The sequence below is a fragment of the Streptomyces sp. NPDC026659 genome (assembly GCF_040638245.1).
Lineage (GTDB): Bacteria > Actinomycetota > Actinomycetes > Streptomycetales > Streptomycetaceae > Streptomyces.
In genome coordinates, this window is sequence record NZ_JBEZXY010000001.1 from 1,001,863 (window position 1) to 1,013,844 (window position 11,982).

Annotated in this window: 16 protein-coding genes; 8 read left to right on the plus strand and 8 right to left on the minus strand. The window is 72.0% G+C overall.

Annotated elements, in window-relative coordinates; genetic code table 11:
* Window positions 1-233: 233 nt before the first annotated feature.
* Window positions 234-1,277 (plus strand): septation protein SepH, encoded by a 1,044-nt coding sequence (gene sepH / locus AB0E91_RS04310; RefSeq protein WP_361774896.1) that lies wholly within the window; start codon window positions 234-236, stop codon window positions 1,275-1,277.
* Between the two features lie 125 nt (window positions 1,278-1,402).
* Here sepH and AB0E91_RS04315 read toward each other — a convergent pair whose 3' ends face one another.
* Window positions 1,403-2,254 carry a sulfurtransferase gene (locus AB0E91_RS04315; protein WP_361774899.1) on the minus strand — a complete coding sequence of 284 codons (852 nt, stop codon included), beginning with the start codon at window positions 2,252-2,254 and terminating at the stop codon, window positions 1,403-1,405.
* 277 nt (window positions 2,255-2,531) lie between these two features.
* Here AB0E91_RS04315 and AB0E91_RS04320 point away from each other — a divergent pair, with 277 nt between their 5' ends.
* Window positions 2,532-3,311: a VOC family protein gene (locus tag AB0E91_RS04320; protein ID WP_361774902.1), complete on the plus strand. Its 780-nt coding sequence runs from the start codon at window positions 2,532-2,534 to the stop codon at window positions 3,309-3,311.
* Window positions 3,312-3,332: 21 nt separating this feature from the next.
* Here the strand turns inward: AB0E91_RS04320 and AB0E91_RS04325 are convergent, their stop codons facing one another.
* Complete coding sequence (locus tag AB0E91_RS04325) at window positions 3,333-4,115, minus strand: diguanylate cyclase (protein WP_361774905.1); 783 nt, start codon at window positions 4,113-4,115, stop codon at window positions 3,333-3,335.
* Between the two features lie 187 nt (window positions 4,116-4,302).
* A complete protein-coding gene (locus tag AB0E91_RS04330; RefSeq protein WP_361775162.1) occupies window positions 4,303-5,379 on the minus strand; it encodes a HoxN/HupN/NixA family nickel/cobalt transporter in 1,077 nt (358 codons plus the stop codon).
* Between the two features lie 261 nt (window positions 5,380-5,640).
* Between AB0E91_RS04330 and AB0E91_RS04335 the strand changes: the two genes are divergently transcribed.
* Window positions 5,641-6,186 (plus strand): DUF6461 domain-containing protein, encoded by a 546-nt coding sequence (locus tag AB0E91_RS04335; RefSeq protein WP_361774908.1) that lies wholly within the window; start codon window positions 5,641-5,643, stop codon window positions 6,184-6,186.
* A 3-nt stretch (window positions 6,187-6,189) separates the two neighbouring features.
* Here AB0E91_RS04335 and AB0E91_RS04340 read toward each other — a convergent pair whose 3' ends face one another.
* A complete protein-coding gene (locus tag AB0E91_RS04340) occupies window positions 6,190-6,666 on the minus strand; it encodes an ATP-binding protein (RefSeq protein WP_361774911.1) in 477 nt (158 codons plus the stop codon).
* 149 nt (window positions 6,667-6,815) lie between these two features.
* On the opposite strand from AB0E91_RS04340, the gene AB0E91_RS04345 reads away from it, so the two are divergent.
* The 4 genes from AB0E91_RS04345 to AB0E91_RS04360 are packed head-to-tail and all read left to right on the plus strand — an operon-like array spanning window position 6,816 to window position 8,580.
* Window positions 6,816-7,679: a helix-turn-helix transcriptional regulator gene (locus AB0E91_RS04345; RefSeq protein WP_361774914.1), complete on the plus strand. Its 864-nt coding sequence runs from the start codon at window positions 6,816-6,818 to the stop codon at window positions 7,677-7,679.
* The gene (locus AB0E91_RS04350) at window positions 7,676-7,885 is read left to right on the plus strand and encodes a DUF397 domain-containing protein (protein ID WP_361774917.1); all 210 of its coding nucleotides are present in this window, start codon (window positions 7,676-7,678) and stop codon (window positions 7,883-7,885) included. The genes AB0E91_RS04345 and AB0E91_RS04350 overlap by 4 nt, the downstream gene beginning before the upstream one ends.
* Before the next feature lie 7 nt (window positions 7,886-7,892).
* The gene (locus tag AB0E91_RS04355) at window positions 7,893-8,243 is read left to right on the plus strand and encodes a DUF397 domain-containing protein (protein WP_361774920.1); all 351 of its coding nucleotides are present in this window, start codon (window positions 7,893-7,895) and stop codon (window positions 8,241-8,243) included.
* Window positions 8,244-8,250: 7 nt separating this feature from the next.
* Window positions 8,251-8,580 carry a DUF397 domain-containing protein gene (locus AB0E91_RS04360; protein ID WP_361774923.1) on the plus strand — a complete coding sequence of 110 codons (330 nt, stop codon included), beginning with the start codon at window positions 8,251-8,253 and terminating at the stop codon, window positions 8,578-8,580.
* On the opposite strand, the gene AB0E91_RS04365 is transcribed toward AB0E91_RS04360, so the two are convergent.
* Genes AB0E91_RS04365 through AB0E91_RS04375 form a run of 3 tightly spaced genes read right to left on the minus strand, consistent with a single transcriptional unit; the run spans window position 8,567 to window position 11,070 of the window.
* A complete protein-coding gene (locus AB0E91_RS04365) occupies window positions 8,567-9,217 on the minus strand; it encodes a thymidine kinase (protein WP_361774926.1) in 651 nt (216 codons plus the stop codon). The two genes, AB0E91_RS04360 and AB0E91_RS04365, sit on opposite strands and share 14 nt — an antisense overlap.
* Window positions 9,218-9,265: 48 nt before the next feature.
* On the minus strand, window positions 9,266-10,456 hold the full coding sequence (locus AB0E91_RS04370) for a nucleotide pyrophosphatase/phosphodiesterase family protein (protein WP_361774929.1): 1,191 nt from the start codon (window positions 10,454-10,456) through the stop codon (window positions 9,266-9,268).
* Complete coding sequence (locus tag AB0E91_RS04375; protein ID WP_361774932.1) at window positions 10,456-11,070, minus strand: DUF5998 family protein; 615 nt, start codon at window positions 11,068-11,070, stop codon at window positions 10,456-10,458. The genes AB0E91_RS04370 and AB0E91_RS04375 overlap by 1 nt, the downstream gene beginning before the upstream one ends.
* Between AB0E91_RS04375 and AB0E91_RS04380 the strand changes: the two genes are divergently transcribed.
* On the plus strand, window positions 11,060-11,563 hold the full coding sequence (locus AB0E91_RS04380; RefSeq protein WP_361774935.1) for a hypothetical protein: 504 nt from the start codon (window positions 11,060-11,062) through the stop codon (window positions 11,561-11,563). The two genes, AB0E91_RS04375 and AB0E91_RS04380, sit on opposite strands and share 11 nt — an antisense overlap.
* Here AB0E91_RS04380 and AB0E91_RS04385 read toward each other — a convergent pair.
* Complete coding sequence (locus AB0E91_RS04385; RefSeq protein ID WP_361774938.1) at window positions 11,552-11,977, minus strand: contact-dependent growth inhibition system immunity protein; 426 nt, start codon at window positions 11,975-11,977, stop codon at window positions 11,552-11,554. The genes AB0E91_RS04380 and AB0E91_RS04385 overlap by 12 nt on opposite strands.
* Between the last annotated feature and the right edge of the window lie 5 nt (window positions 11,978-11,982).

Here is an 11,982-nt window from a genome sequence, read left to right on the forward strand (position 1 = left end):
AGGGTGTCCGGGGCCTCGCAGGACCGCCGGGAGGGGACTACTTGCACAGGGTGATGGAGTTCGTCACTTAGCGTTGTGAACAAGTAACCGTGCCATAACGGCGAACTCGGGTCCGAGCCCGACACGCCGGGCAACTCGGCAAGGTTGTGGCAGGCTGCACCCGGGCAGGCCACACTCGACTAGCGGAAGCAGCGACGCACGTGACGTCGGCAGGCACCACCCGGGAGGTCCCCATGCCCGAACTGCGTGTCGTGGCCGTCTCGAATGACGGCACACGGCTGGTGCTCAAGGCTGCCGACGCGACGGAGTACACCCTTCCGATCGACGAGCGGCTGCGCGCCGCCGTGCGCGGCGACCGTCCCCGGCTCGGCCAGATCGAGATCGAGGTGGAGAGCCACCTCCGCCCCCGTGACATCCAGGCGCGGATACGAGCAGGTGCCACCGCGGAAGAGGTCGCCCAGCTCGCCGGCATCCCCGTCGACCGGGTCCGGCGCTTCGAGGGCCCCGTCCTCGCCGAGCGCGCCTTCATGGCCGAGCGCGCCCGCAAGACCTCCGTCCGCCGCCCCGGCGAGAACTCCGGCCCACCCCTGGGCGAGGCCGTCCAGGAACGGCTGTTGCTGCGCGGCGCCGAGAAGGACACCGTGCAGTGGGACTCCTGGCGCCGCGACGACGGCACCTGGGAGGTGCTGCTCGTCTACCGGGTCGCCGGTGAGATGCACTCCGCGAGCTGGACGTACGACCCGCCGCGCCGCCTGGTCCAGGCCGTGGACGACGAGGCGCGCTCGCTGATCGGGGAGTCCGACGACCTCGCCTCGGCGGAGCCGAGCTTCCCGTTCGTGCCGCGCATCGCCCGGCTGCCGCGCGACCGCACGATGGACCGCGCCCTGGAGCGGGGCGACCGCGACCGGCCGAGCCTGCCCGCCCAGGCGTCGGAACCCGTCGAGGAGACCACCGCCGGTGAACGGGACTCGCTGACCAGCCTGTTGGAGGCCGTGCCGAGCTTCCGGGGCGACCTGGTGGTGCCGGAGCGCCCGCCGGAGACCGACGAGGCACCTCCCGAGGAGCCCGAGGCGGAGGAGCCCCCGGCGCCCGCCGCATCGGCCGGTTCCGCGTACGCGGACGTGCTCATGCCCCGCTCGGTCGGCAGCCACCGCGACCGGCTCGTGGGCGCCACGGACCGCCAGGCCGAGGCCGACGGGGTGCGCCCCGGACGCCGGGCCGCCGTGCCCAGCTGGGACGAGATCGTCTTCGGGACGCGGCGCAAGAAGCAGGAGTAGCGGCGGGAGCAAACAGGTCGTACGACCGTTTGTGCGAATAGGCGTATCGCGGGGGCGTGTTCAGCGCGCCCCCGCTTCCGCGTGCCCGCCCTCCCGTGTGCTTACCCGGGGTCCGGTTCGTGCGCCTACCGGGGGTCCGGCCCCACCGCGACCGGGCGGGACGGATCGGCGGACCACTCCGACCACGAACCGACGTACAGCTCCGCCGGGATGCCCGCGACCGCGAGGGCCAGCACCTCGTGCGCGCCCGAGACGCCCGAGCCGCAGTACACGCCCACCGGGGCGTCGTCGGACACGCCCAGTGCCTTGAAGCGGTCGTGCAGGTCGGCGGCGGGCAGGAAGCGGCCGTCGGGGCCCACGTTCTCCGTCGTCGGCGCCGACACCGCGCCCGGGATGTGGCCGCCGACCCGGTCGATGGGCTCGACCTCGCCCCGGTACCGCTCCCCCGCCCGCGCGTCGAACAGGACGCCGACACCCGCCAGTTCGGCGGCGCCGTCCGCGTCCAGGACGCCGGTCGGCGCGGGAGACGGCTCGAAGTCGCCCTCCGCCGGGGCGGGCAGGTCGGTGGACAGCGGACCGTCCCACGCCGTCAACCCGCCGTCCAGCACCTTCACGTCCGGGTGACCCGTCCAGCGCAGCAGCCACCACGCGCGCGCGGCGGCCCACCCCTGCCCGCCGTCGTAGACCACGACGGGCCGCCCGGCGGAGACGCCCGCGCGGCGCATGGCCGCGCCGAACACCTCCAGGTCGGGCAGTGGATGGCGCCCCTTCTCGCCGGGCGTGGAGGCCAGTTCGCGGTCCAGGTCGACGTAGACCGCGCCCGGGATGTGCCCGGCCGCGTACTCGGCCCGGCCGTCGAAGGCGGGCGCCCCCGCCGCCTTGGCCGCGGAGAGCTGCCAGCGGACGTCCAGCAGCACGGGAGGCGCCTGCCCGGACAGCTCCTGGGCCAGCTCGGACGGGGAAATGATGACTGTCATGGTGTCCATCCTTACGCCAGGGGTAGCCCCGGCGTCCAGGTACGGCTACTCTGCTCGGCCGGACGGACACGATCACGGGGCGTACGCGACCGGGCACGCATCGTGCGCCGGGCGCGTGCGCGGGAGGACGGCTTTTCCTCCGTACGGGACACCAGGCACGTACGGCACACCCGACACCGGTTCCGCCCGGGCGTGCGCCCCCTTCGGGTGACGCGCGCCCCTTCCGGGTGAGCGGACGCGACACGGCCCCCGTGCGGGGCCGGAGGGAGAGTGGCGCATGACCCAGGCACGGCAGGCGGCAGTACCCCGCGCGGAGCGTGCGCCCGGCGCACCCTGGCGGGTGAGCCTGCTGACACACCGGCCGGCCGCCGCCGAGGAGTTCTACGGGGCGCTGTTCGGCTGGGAGTTCGGGCCCGGCCCGGGGCGCCGGACGCGGGCCCTGCTGGACGGGCAGGAGGTGGCGGGTATCGGCCAATCACCGCCGGACCGTCAACTTCCGGCCGCCTGGACGCCGTTCTTCACTTCGACCGACGTGGACGTGGCGGCCGGTCAGGTCCGCCTCTGCGGCGGCACGGTGGCCGTCGGACCGCTCGACAGCGCCGGGGAGGGCCGCACGGCGGTGGCGGCGGACCCGGCGGGCGCGGTCTTCGGCCTCCGCGAGGACAAGGGCCCCGCCACGGCGGCGGGCGACGACCGCCACGGCCTGCCGGTGTGGACCGAGTTGATCACCTACGAGACCGAACGCGTCGTCAAGTTCTACGAGATGGTCTGCGGCTACGACCAGGACCCCGCCCCACCCGCCCCCGACCACGTGACCCTCCGCACCGGCGGCCGGCCGGTCGCCGGTCTGCACGGCGCGGGCCGCGCGGTCCCCCGCGACCGGGGCGCCCACTGGCTCACCCACTTCCGCGTCACGAACGTGGACGTGACACTCGCCCGGGTGACGGCCCTCGGCGGCCGGGTACTGGAACCGGCCCGCCCGGGCACACGGGGCCGGGCAGCGACGGTGGCGGACCCGGAGGGGGCGGTCTTCGCGGTGCTCCAGGCGCTCGGCTGATGCCCGACGGCCCCCGGCGGTTCACTCCTCCCGGGCACGCGCCGCCCGCCTGCAGCGCCACAGTTCCTCGGCGTACGGCAGGACGACGCCCGCCGTGACGACCGTGCCGAGGGCCACCAGACAGGGGGCCGGCAGCGGAGGTTCCTTGGACAGCAGGCGCCAGTCGTGCGACCCCGGGCCGCCGTGGAGGAGGGCGCGGACCTGGTCGGGGTGGAGGGACGCGGTGAGGGCGAGGGTGGTGAGGGGCAGCACGTTCAGGAGGGTGTGGAGGCACTGCTCGACCGGGCGGGTCTCGCGGGCGCCGGTGGCCAGGGAGGCGTCGTAGACGGCCGTGGCACCTTGAGCGACGGCCGCTCCGGTCATCACCGTGAGCACCAGGGGGTTGACCCGTGCGACCAGTCCGAGGACCGGTGGCACCCCGGCCTCGGCCACCATCAGCGCGTGCGCGGCGGACGCCTGGGTGCCGGTGGTGCGCTCGACATGGGTACGGCGGCGCAGCCACCAGTCCGCCAGGGCGGGCACGACCCAGAGCGGCAGGATGCCGGGCAGCGGGGAGGGGCGGTCGGCCCGCCCGGCCTGTGCGGGGTGCGCACCGGAGATCCATGAGTCGCCACCGCGCCGCCGGTGCCGCCGGGCCGTACCCGGCAGATGCGGGGCCACCCCGGGCACATGCGGGACCACGTGGGGCGCGATCCGGACCACCCGGTACGCGAAGCGCGCCTGCGGGGGCCACGCCGAGCGGGGTACGTGACGGGCCACGCGGAACGCGAAGCGCGCCGTGCGCGGCAGCAGACGCTGGGCCATGGGGATCCTCCGTGTCGTCACCGACCGGACGGCCGGACCGGGCCTTCGGTCCGCCCCGCGTACCCCTGTTCCCGTGGGGTGACACGACGGAGGTGGCCTCCTGCCCCGTATCCCGCCGCCGGTCCGGGCGCCGGCGGAGCGGCTGCCTAGCGCGCGGCGGGCGGCGGCCACGGCCCTGCCGGTCCGGCTACTCGGAGTCCGCCGGGGCCGGCTGGGCCAGGCCCGCCGTCCACTTCTCCTCGATGCGGGCGACCTTCCAGATGACCAGGGCGAGGACCCAGGTGAGGAAGAACAGGCCGACGATGACGTAGCCGATGATGTTGAGGTCGAGGCCGGAGACCCAGTCCCAGAAGGCGCCGTGGAGGTGGGCCTTGTCGGCGATCAGGCCGAGGAGTTCGACGGTGCCGATGATGAGGGCGACGGCGACGGACAGGCCGGTGATCGTGAGGTTGTAGTAGACCTTGCGGACCGGCTTGGAGAAGGCCCAGCCGTAGGCGAAGTTCATGAACGAGCCGTCGATGGTGTCGAGCAGGCACATGCCCGCCGCGAACAGCACCGGCAGGCACAGGATCGCGTACCAGGGCAGCCCGGAGGCGGCGCCGGACCCCGCGAGGACGAGCAGGGCGATCTCGGTCGCGGTGTCGAAGCCGAGGCCGAAGAGCAGGCCGAGCGGGTACATCTGCCAGGGCTTGGTGATCGACTTCATCAGGCGGCCCAGAATGCGGTTCATCAGGCCGCGGTTGTTGAGCTGCTCCTCAAGGGCGGCCTCGTCGAAGTGGCCGCCGCGCATCTGCCGGAACACCTTCCAGATCCCGGCGAGGATCAGGAGGTTGATGATCGCGATGACGTAGAGGAAAACGCCGGAGACGGTGGTGCCGATCCAGCCCGTGACGCTGTGCAGCGTGGAGTTGTCGTCCTCGACCGGGCCCGCCAGCGCCTTCACGCCCAGCGACAGCAGGAAGGCCAGCGCGAACACGATGCTGGAGTGGCCGAGCGAGAACCAGAAGCCGACCGACAGGGGCCGCTTGCCCTCGTTCATCAGCTTGCGGGTGGTGTTGTCGATGGCCGCGATGTGGTCGGCGTCGAAGGCGTGGCGCATCCCGAGGGTGTACGCGGTGATGCCGATGCCGACACCGAAGGTCTTGGTGCCCAGGCTGTAGTGCTCCGGCGCCACGATCGCCACGAGCGTGAACCAGCCGATCACGTGCAGCGCCACGATGAAGGCCGCCATGCCCCCGAGTCGCGCCCACTCCTTGCGGCTCATGGAGGCGCGGACGCGGTGCCAGGATATGGCGCGGCCGGTGTCGGGGCGGGTGAGCACGGGATCGGGAGGGACGGTCATGGGGGCGGGGGCCTCGCTTTCGGACGGGACTGTTCTCGGCCTCAAGGTTTCTGCATATGAGTTGCAATAACAAGCCGAGAGCAGAAAGTCCGTACCAGATTTGGGTCAACAGTGGGGAAAGGAGCCGCATGGTCGAGGGCGAGTGGGGATGGGCCACTGATCCGCGCTTCCCCCTCTGGTTGCGTGACCTTCACCAGGCACGTTTCCCCTGACGAGGTTCTGCGGCGCTACGGAGTGGACCCCGACGCGGCACGGACGCTTGCCCGGGGCGAGGCGAGCGGTCTCTACGATCTCGCCCTCCGCGGGGGAACGGTGCTGCGCGCGGGCACGGCCGGTGGGTGGTCCTTCTGTTACGAGGACGTAGGCGGAGCCGGTTCCCGGCCCGACGCCCTCGGCGCCCTCTCGCGCGGCACCGAGACACTGTCTCTCCTGCGCGGGGGCGACGGGACGAACCACCTGGCGTACTGGCGCGACGGGGAGCGCCTCGACTTCGAAATCGACCCGCGCGGCGGGACGTCACGGCACACTGGGCTCGCGCCCGCCCTGCGGGCCATCACTCGCCACACGGGAGTCTCCCTCGGCGCGGACGACCTCGAAGGCCCCCTGCTCACCGCGTATCTCGCCGAACCGGCGCCACGGCACAGCCCGGTTGCGGGAGGCACCCGCACGTCGGCCGCGGAGCGGCCTCCGGGTGCGATCCGGCCCTCCCCGCCCGCGAAGCCCCGCTGACCGTCACGACGGAATCTCGTACTCGGCCCAGACGGTCTTCCCGGGCCCCTCGGCACGCGGATGCCAGTCCCACCGGACCGCCAGCCGCGACACCAGCAGCAGCCCCCGCCCGGCCTCCCCGAGCCCGGGGTCCAGCCGCCGGGGCACGCGCTCGCCCCGGGTGTCGGTCACCTCGACGCGTACGGTGCGGCTGCCGGGCAGGACACGCAGGCCCAGCTGGAAGTCCCGGCCGGGGACATGCCCGTGCCGGACCGCGTTCGCGGTCAGCTCCCCAACGATCAGTACGACCGCGTCGTGCGCGTCGGTGCCGTACGGCACGTCCCACGCGTGCAGCCGTACGGCCGCGAGGTGGCGGGCCAGGCGGGCGCCCCGGGGCGTGGAGGTGAACCGCATCTCGAAGGCGTGCGGGGTGGTGATCAAGTTGAGGGTGGGACCGGGGAGTTGAGTGGGGCCCTCGATCCGGGCGGGATGGCTCGTCATGCCTACGACGATCCCGTTGGTGGCGTAGCGTGACCAGCGGTGACGCACCGACGCGGCCTGACTGTACGCGTGCTGTCGTCACGGGTACGAGGCGCGCGGCGTGACGGGGTTCCCCGCGGGACGTTGAAGGCCGGGGAGGCGGTGGTTCGATGACGGAGGACGTGGCGGAGTCGCAGGCTTCCGACAGCGAGGGTGGGAGGCGTCCGGAGGACGGGGCGGCGCGGAGTGTCGTGGTGGCCTTCGGCCAGACGCTGAAGACCCTGCGGATTCGAGCGGGCATGGAACGCGAGGAGTTGGCCAAGCTGCTGGGCTACTCCGTCTCCACGATCGCGTCGTTCGAACAGGGGCGGCGGATTCCGTCGCCTCAGACGATCGACCTGGCGGACGAAGTGCTGGACGCTGGTGGCTTGTTGCGCCTGTGGAAGGAGCAGGTGGAGCGGGCGCAGTATCCGGTGTTCTTCCAGGGGATGGCGGCACTGGAAAAGGAGGCGGTTGAGCTCGTCTCTTACGACACGCTGGTGATCAAGGGCTTGCTTCAGACAGAGGAGTACATGAGGGCACTGCTCAGCATGAGGCGTCCACCTCTGGACGATGAGATCATCGAGCAGCGCGTGCTGGCGCGGTTGGCCCGGCAGGACATCTTTGATCGCCGCCCGTCGCCGCTCCTGAGTTTCGTGCTCGACGAGTCGATCCTGCACCGCCCTTATGGGGGGAAGAACCTGCTGCGTAGGCAGTTGGAGCACCTGCTGGTGGTCGGCAACAAGCGGAACGTCGAGATCCAGGTCATGCCGGTCGACCGTGAGGACAACGCCGGGGTGAATGGGCCGTTCACTGTGGTCACTCGCAAGGACGGCAAGAAGTTCGTGTACGCCGAGGCCCAGGGGGTCGGCTCTCTACAAATCGACGCGGAGCAGGGGGTCCTGGCCGCCGCCCGCCATGGGATCATCCGATCACAGGCTCTCAATCCGCGAGAGTCATTGGAGCTCATCGAAGGATTGTTGGGATCGCTATGAACAACGCTGAGTCCTCGACCGTCCCCACCGGCCTCGCCTGGTTCAAGAGCAGCTACAGCGGTACCGAGGGCGGCGATTGTGTAGAGGTCGCGCTTGTTCCGGCAACCGTGCACGTCCGGGACTCCAAAGCCGTCACTGGCCCCGTCCTCACCGTGTCCCCTTCGGCATGGACGGAGTTCGTCGGCCTGGCTTCGAAGGGATGCTGACAACGCGATGAACGAGGCCGCACCCTCAACCACCGTCTGGTTCAAGAGCAGCCACAGCGGAACCGAGGGCGGTCAGTGCGTAGAGGTCGCACATGGCACAACCGCCGTACGCATCCGCGACTCCAAGACCGCCACCGGCCCCGTCCTCACCGTCTCCCCCTCCGCCTGGACGGAGTTCATCAGCCTGGCGTGGGCCAAGAGCAGCTACAGCGGCGCCGAGGGCGGGGATTGCGTAGAAGTCGCACGCGGCAACGCAGTCGTGCACGTCCGTGATTCCAAAGCCGCCACCCACCCCGCCCTCACGCTGTCCCTCCCAGCTTGGACGGAGTTCATCAGCCTGGCCTCGAAGGAGTGCTGAGATCGCCATGAACAACGCCTGGTTCAAGAGCAGCCACAGCGGAGCTGAAGGCGGTCAGTGCGTGGAGGTCAAGCGCACCACGGCCGCCGTACGCATCCGGGACTCCAAGGCCGCTGCCGGACCTGTCCTCACCGTCTCCCCGTCAGCGTGGACGCAGTTCATTGGCCTGACCTGGCACAAGAGTACCTACAGCGGTGCCGAGGGCGGCGAATGCGTAGAGGTCGCCGCCGGACCCGGTGCCGTACACATCCGCGACTCCAAGTCCACCGCCGGCCCGCTCCTCACCGTCTCCCCCGCCACCTGGACGGAGTTCGTAAGGGCCGTCAGCCCGAAGTGACCGGCAGTACGTCCGGGGACAGTGTCGCCGCCTGGGAGGACGCCGCGGTCATGCGCCGCAGGTGGTGGCGGCGGCACAGGACCTCGTAGCCGATCTCCTCCACGGAGCGGTTGACGTCGCCGATGACGACCTGGGCGCCCTCGACGACCATCTCGCCGCCGACGGTGCGGGCGTTGTGGGTGGCGCGGGCGCCGCACCAGCACAGGGCCTCGACCTGGAGGGCCTCTATGCGGTCGGCGAGTTCGATCAGCCGCTGGGAGCCGGGGAAGAGGCGGGTGCGGAAGTCGGTGGTGATGCCGAAGGCGAAGACGTCGAGGCCGAGGTCGTCCACGATGCGGGCGAGCTGGTCGATCTGCTCGGACGTGAGGAACTGGGCCTCGTCGGCGATCACGTAGTCGACCTTGCCGCCCTTGGAGAGGCGGTGGACGAGGTAGCCGTAGAGGTCCATGCCGTCGGCCGCCTCCACCGCGTCGGTGACCAGGCCGAGGCGGGAGGACAGCTTGCCCTCGCCCGCGCGGTCGTCGCGGGTGAAGATCAGGCCGACGAGGCCGCGCGCGGAGCGGTTGTGCTCGATCTGGAGAGCCAGCGTCGACTTCCCGCAGTCCATCGTTCCGGAGAAGAACACCAGCTCGGGCATGAGGAGTTGAGCACCTTTCGAGGGGGGAGGGTCAAACGGAGCGGCGGGTCAGGAGCGTACTTCGAGCAGCGGGATCAGCTGCTCCGCGGGGGTCATCGAGCCGTGGTTGCCCACCATGAGCGACTCCTTCGGCTCCCGCTCGGACGCGGTGATCAGTACGTCGTCGTACGCGGCCGCGACCACGTCCCCGATCCGGAGGTACACGCGGTCGTCCACGTGGGGGCCGAACCAGCCCGCCGCGATGGCCTCGTCGCGGGAGGCGATCCAGAAGCGGTCGCCGAGGACCTCGCGCCAGCAGGTGAGGACGTCGGACTCGGCGCCGGGGACGGCGTAGACGTGGCGGGCGCGGCCCTCGCCGCCGAGCAGGGAGACGCCCGCGCGCAGCTCCCAGTCCTCGTCGAAGTCGATGCGGTGCTCGTCGTCGAAGGGGATGTCGACCATGCCGTGGTCGGCGGTGACGTAGAGCGCGCTGCGTGGGGGCAGCTGCTCGGCCAGGCGCTGGGCGAGGCGGTCGACGGTCATGAGCTGGCCGCGCCAGGTGTCGGAGGCGACGCCGTAGCGGTGGCCCGCGCCGTCCAGCTCGGCGTAGTAGGTGTAGACGAGCGAGCGGTCGCCCGCGGCGAGCTGCTCGGCGGCGACGTCCATGCGCTCCTCGCCGGTGAGCCGGCCGACGAAGGTGCCGCCGCTGAGCGCGACCTGCGTGAGCGGGGTGTCGCGGAAGGTGGGCGAGGAGACCTGCGCGGCGTGCACGCCCGCGCGCTCGGCCAGCTCGAAGACGGTCGGGTACGGCTGCCAGACGTGCGGCGGGGTCCAGGGGCGCCAGCGGAGCTGGTTCATCAGCTCGCCGGTCTCGGGGTTGCGGACCGTGTAGCCGGGCAGGCCGTGGGCGCCGGGGGGCAGGCCGGTACCGACGGAGCCGAGGGAGGTCGCGGTGGTCGCCGGGTAACCGGCGGTGAGCGGGCGCCCTGTGCCGCCGCGCGAGGTGCCGAGCAGGGAGTTGAGGAACGGGGCCTCGTCGGGGTGGGCCCGCAGCTGCTCCCAGCCGAGGCCGTCGACCAGGAAGACGCAGACGCGGTCGGCGGGGGTCAGCTCGGCGATGGTGGCGCTCATGCCGGGTACGCCGAGGCCCGCCGCGAGGGTGGGCAGGAGGTCGGCGAGCGAACCGCTGCCGTACTCCGGCAGCGGCGCGGTGTCCAGGGCGAGGGGTTCGTAGGCGTCCCAGGCGGCGGGCTGCGACATCAGCGGGCGGAGTCCGCGGACGCGGTCGCCGTCGCCGTCGCCTCGGAGACGGCCTGGGCGAAGGCGAGCGCCTCGCGCACGGTCTCCGGGCCGTCCCCGGCCTCGCTGACGCGCAGGCTGAGGTCGTCGGCGGTGGAGCTGCCGGTGTAGCCGTGGTCGGCGTCGCAGTTGGGGTCGCCGCAGGCGGCGGGCTCCAGGTCCAGCCGGCTGACCGCGCCCCAGCCGACGGTCAGCACGACCTCGCGGGGCAGGGTGCCGGGGGTGTACTTCTCCGGGTTCGCCACGACCCGGCTGACCACCACGGACGAGATCCGGCCGATCTTCACCGACTCCGTGGAGGTGGTGGCGTACGGCGTCGGGGAGGTGCTGTCGGCGGCCTGCTCGTCGGTGTGGCTGACCAGGAAACGGGTGTCGGTGAGGACCAGGACGGTGACATGCCGGCGGACCTCGTTCTGGTCGAACGTGGTCTCCTGGTGCACCAGGTACGACCGCACGGGCTCGCCGCCCACAGCGGCCTCCACCGCCTCGGCCACGAGGGCCGGGTAGTAGCCGCTGCGCTCGATCGCCGCGCGGAGCCCCTGGGTCGTCGTACTGGTCTTGGCCATGGCGTCCATCCTAATCCGTGAAGGGGGGCGCTCCGGGCCAGTCGCGGGAGGGGTCCGGGCCTGGCAAGGGGTGTTCACGGGGGTGTGTGCGGGGGGTCACCTCGTGGCCCTGGATCACCGTCGGGGCGCGTTTCAAAGGTGGATCACGACAGAAGGCAGGGGCCGACCGCCGTCCGGGGCCAGGGGCACTGGTCCCGGCTCGGTGATCACCGGGATGCGCGGCGCGGGGCACCTGGTCTACTTGGCGGCCTTCGTCCCGGAAACGGGTGAGAGTGCGGCCGCTCTGGGCGGCGCGTCCGCGCGGCTCCGTCAAGCGATCCGCGCGGAGGACCGGGCCATCGACCCGGACCTCCAGCGGAGGCTGGCCGCACGCTGCACGCATGTACGCGAGTGGCGGACCGGGCACTCGCCCTTCGTGGGGCGCCCCGATCTCGTCGTCGGACTCGTACGGGAACTGCTTGCCGGTCTCCCGACTCCGTCGAGCGGAACGTCAGCGCGGTGATTCCGGGCGGGCGACGAAGCGGGCGAGTGCCTCGGCGGCGCCGCCGGGCAGGTCGGAGATCGCCGCCTCCGGCAGTGCCGTGATCGCGGTGCGCAGCCGTTCGGCGAGGTCCGGGAGGAAGGTCCAGGCCGGAGCGGGGACTTGCGTGGTGGCGAGGAGGAGGTCGCCCTCGTAGAAGTAGGCGTCGAGAAGGGGCTCTTCGAGGAGCAGGCGCACCGCGAGGGGGAGGACGTACGGCAGGCCCACCCGCTGGGAGACGAGGGTGCGCAGGTCCGCCGGGCCGAGCGCGCGCAACGGGACACGGCGCAGCTCGTGCACCTTGCGGACCAGGCGGGTCGCGTCGGGAGCAGGGGGCGACCAGCGGGGTGGGTCCAGGTCGTCGAGTGTGCGGTCGAGGTGCAGGAGATGGTCCACGGGAG

Bases quoted from the DNA above. Each gene is read 5' to 3' on its own strand.
- sepH (WP_361774896.1), top strand. From the start codon at position 234: ATGCCCGAACTGCGTGTCGTGGCCGTCTCGAATGACGGCACACGGCTG.
- AB0E91_RS04315 (WP_361774899.1), bottom strand. From the start codon at position 2,254: ATGACAGTCATCATTTCCCCGTCCGAGCTGGCCCAGGAGCTGTCCGGG.
- AB0E91_RS04320 (WP_361774902.1), top strand. From the start codon at position 2,532: ATGACCCAGGCACGGCAGGCGGCAGTACCCCGCGCGGAGCGTGCGCCC.
- AB0E91_RS04325 (WP_361774905.1), bottom strand. From the start codon at position 4,115: ATGGCCCAGCGTCTGCTGCCGCGCACGGCGCGCTTCGCGTTCCGCGTG.
- AB0E91_RS04330 (WP_361775162.1), bottom strand. From the start codon at position 5,379: ATGAGCCGCAAGGAGTGGGCGCGACTCGGGGGCATGGCGGCCTTCATC.
- AB0E91_RS04340 (WP_361774911.1), bottom strand. From the start codon at position 6,666: ATGACGAGCCATCCCGCCCGGATCGAGGGCCCCACTCAACTCCCCGGT.
- AB0E91_RS04345 (WP_361774914.1), top strand. From the start codon at position 6,816: ATGACGGAGGACGTGGCGGAGTCGCAGGCTTCCGACAGCGAGGGTGGG.
- AB0E91_RS04350 (WP_361774917.1), top strand. From the start codon at position 7,676: ATGAACAACGCTGAGTCCTCGACCGTCCCCACCGGCCTCGCCTGGTTC.
- AB0E91_RS04355 (WP_361774920.1), top strand. From the start codon at position 7,893: ATGAACGAGGCCGCACCCTCAACCACCGTCTGGTTCAAGAGCAGCCAC.
- AB0E91_RS04360 (WP_361774923.1), top strand. From the start codon at position 8,251: ATGAACAACGCCTGGTTCAAGAGCAGCCACAGCGGAGCTGAAGGCGGT.
- AB0E91_RS04365 (WP_361774926.1), bottom strand. From the start codon at position 9,217: ATGCCCGAGCTGGTGTTCTTCTCCGGAACGATGGACTGCGGGAAGTCG.
- AB0E91_RS04370 (WP_361774929.1), bottom strand. From the start codon at position 10,456: ATGTCGCAGCCCGCCGCCTGGGACGCCTACGAACCCCTCGCCCTGGAC.
- AB0E91_RS04380 (WP_361774935.1), top strand. From the start codon at position 11,060: ATGGCGTCCATCCTAATCCGTGAAGGGGGGCGCTCCGGGCCAGTCGCG.
- AB0E91_RS04375 (WP_361774932.1), bottom strand. From the start codon at position 11,070: ATGGACGCCATGGCCAAGACCAGTACGACGACCCAGGGGCTCCGCGCG.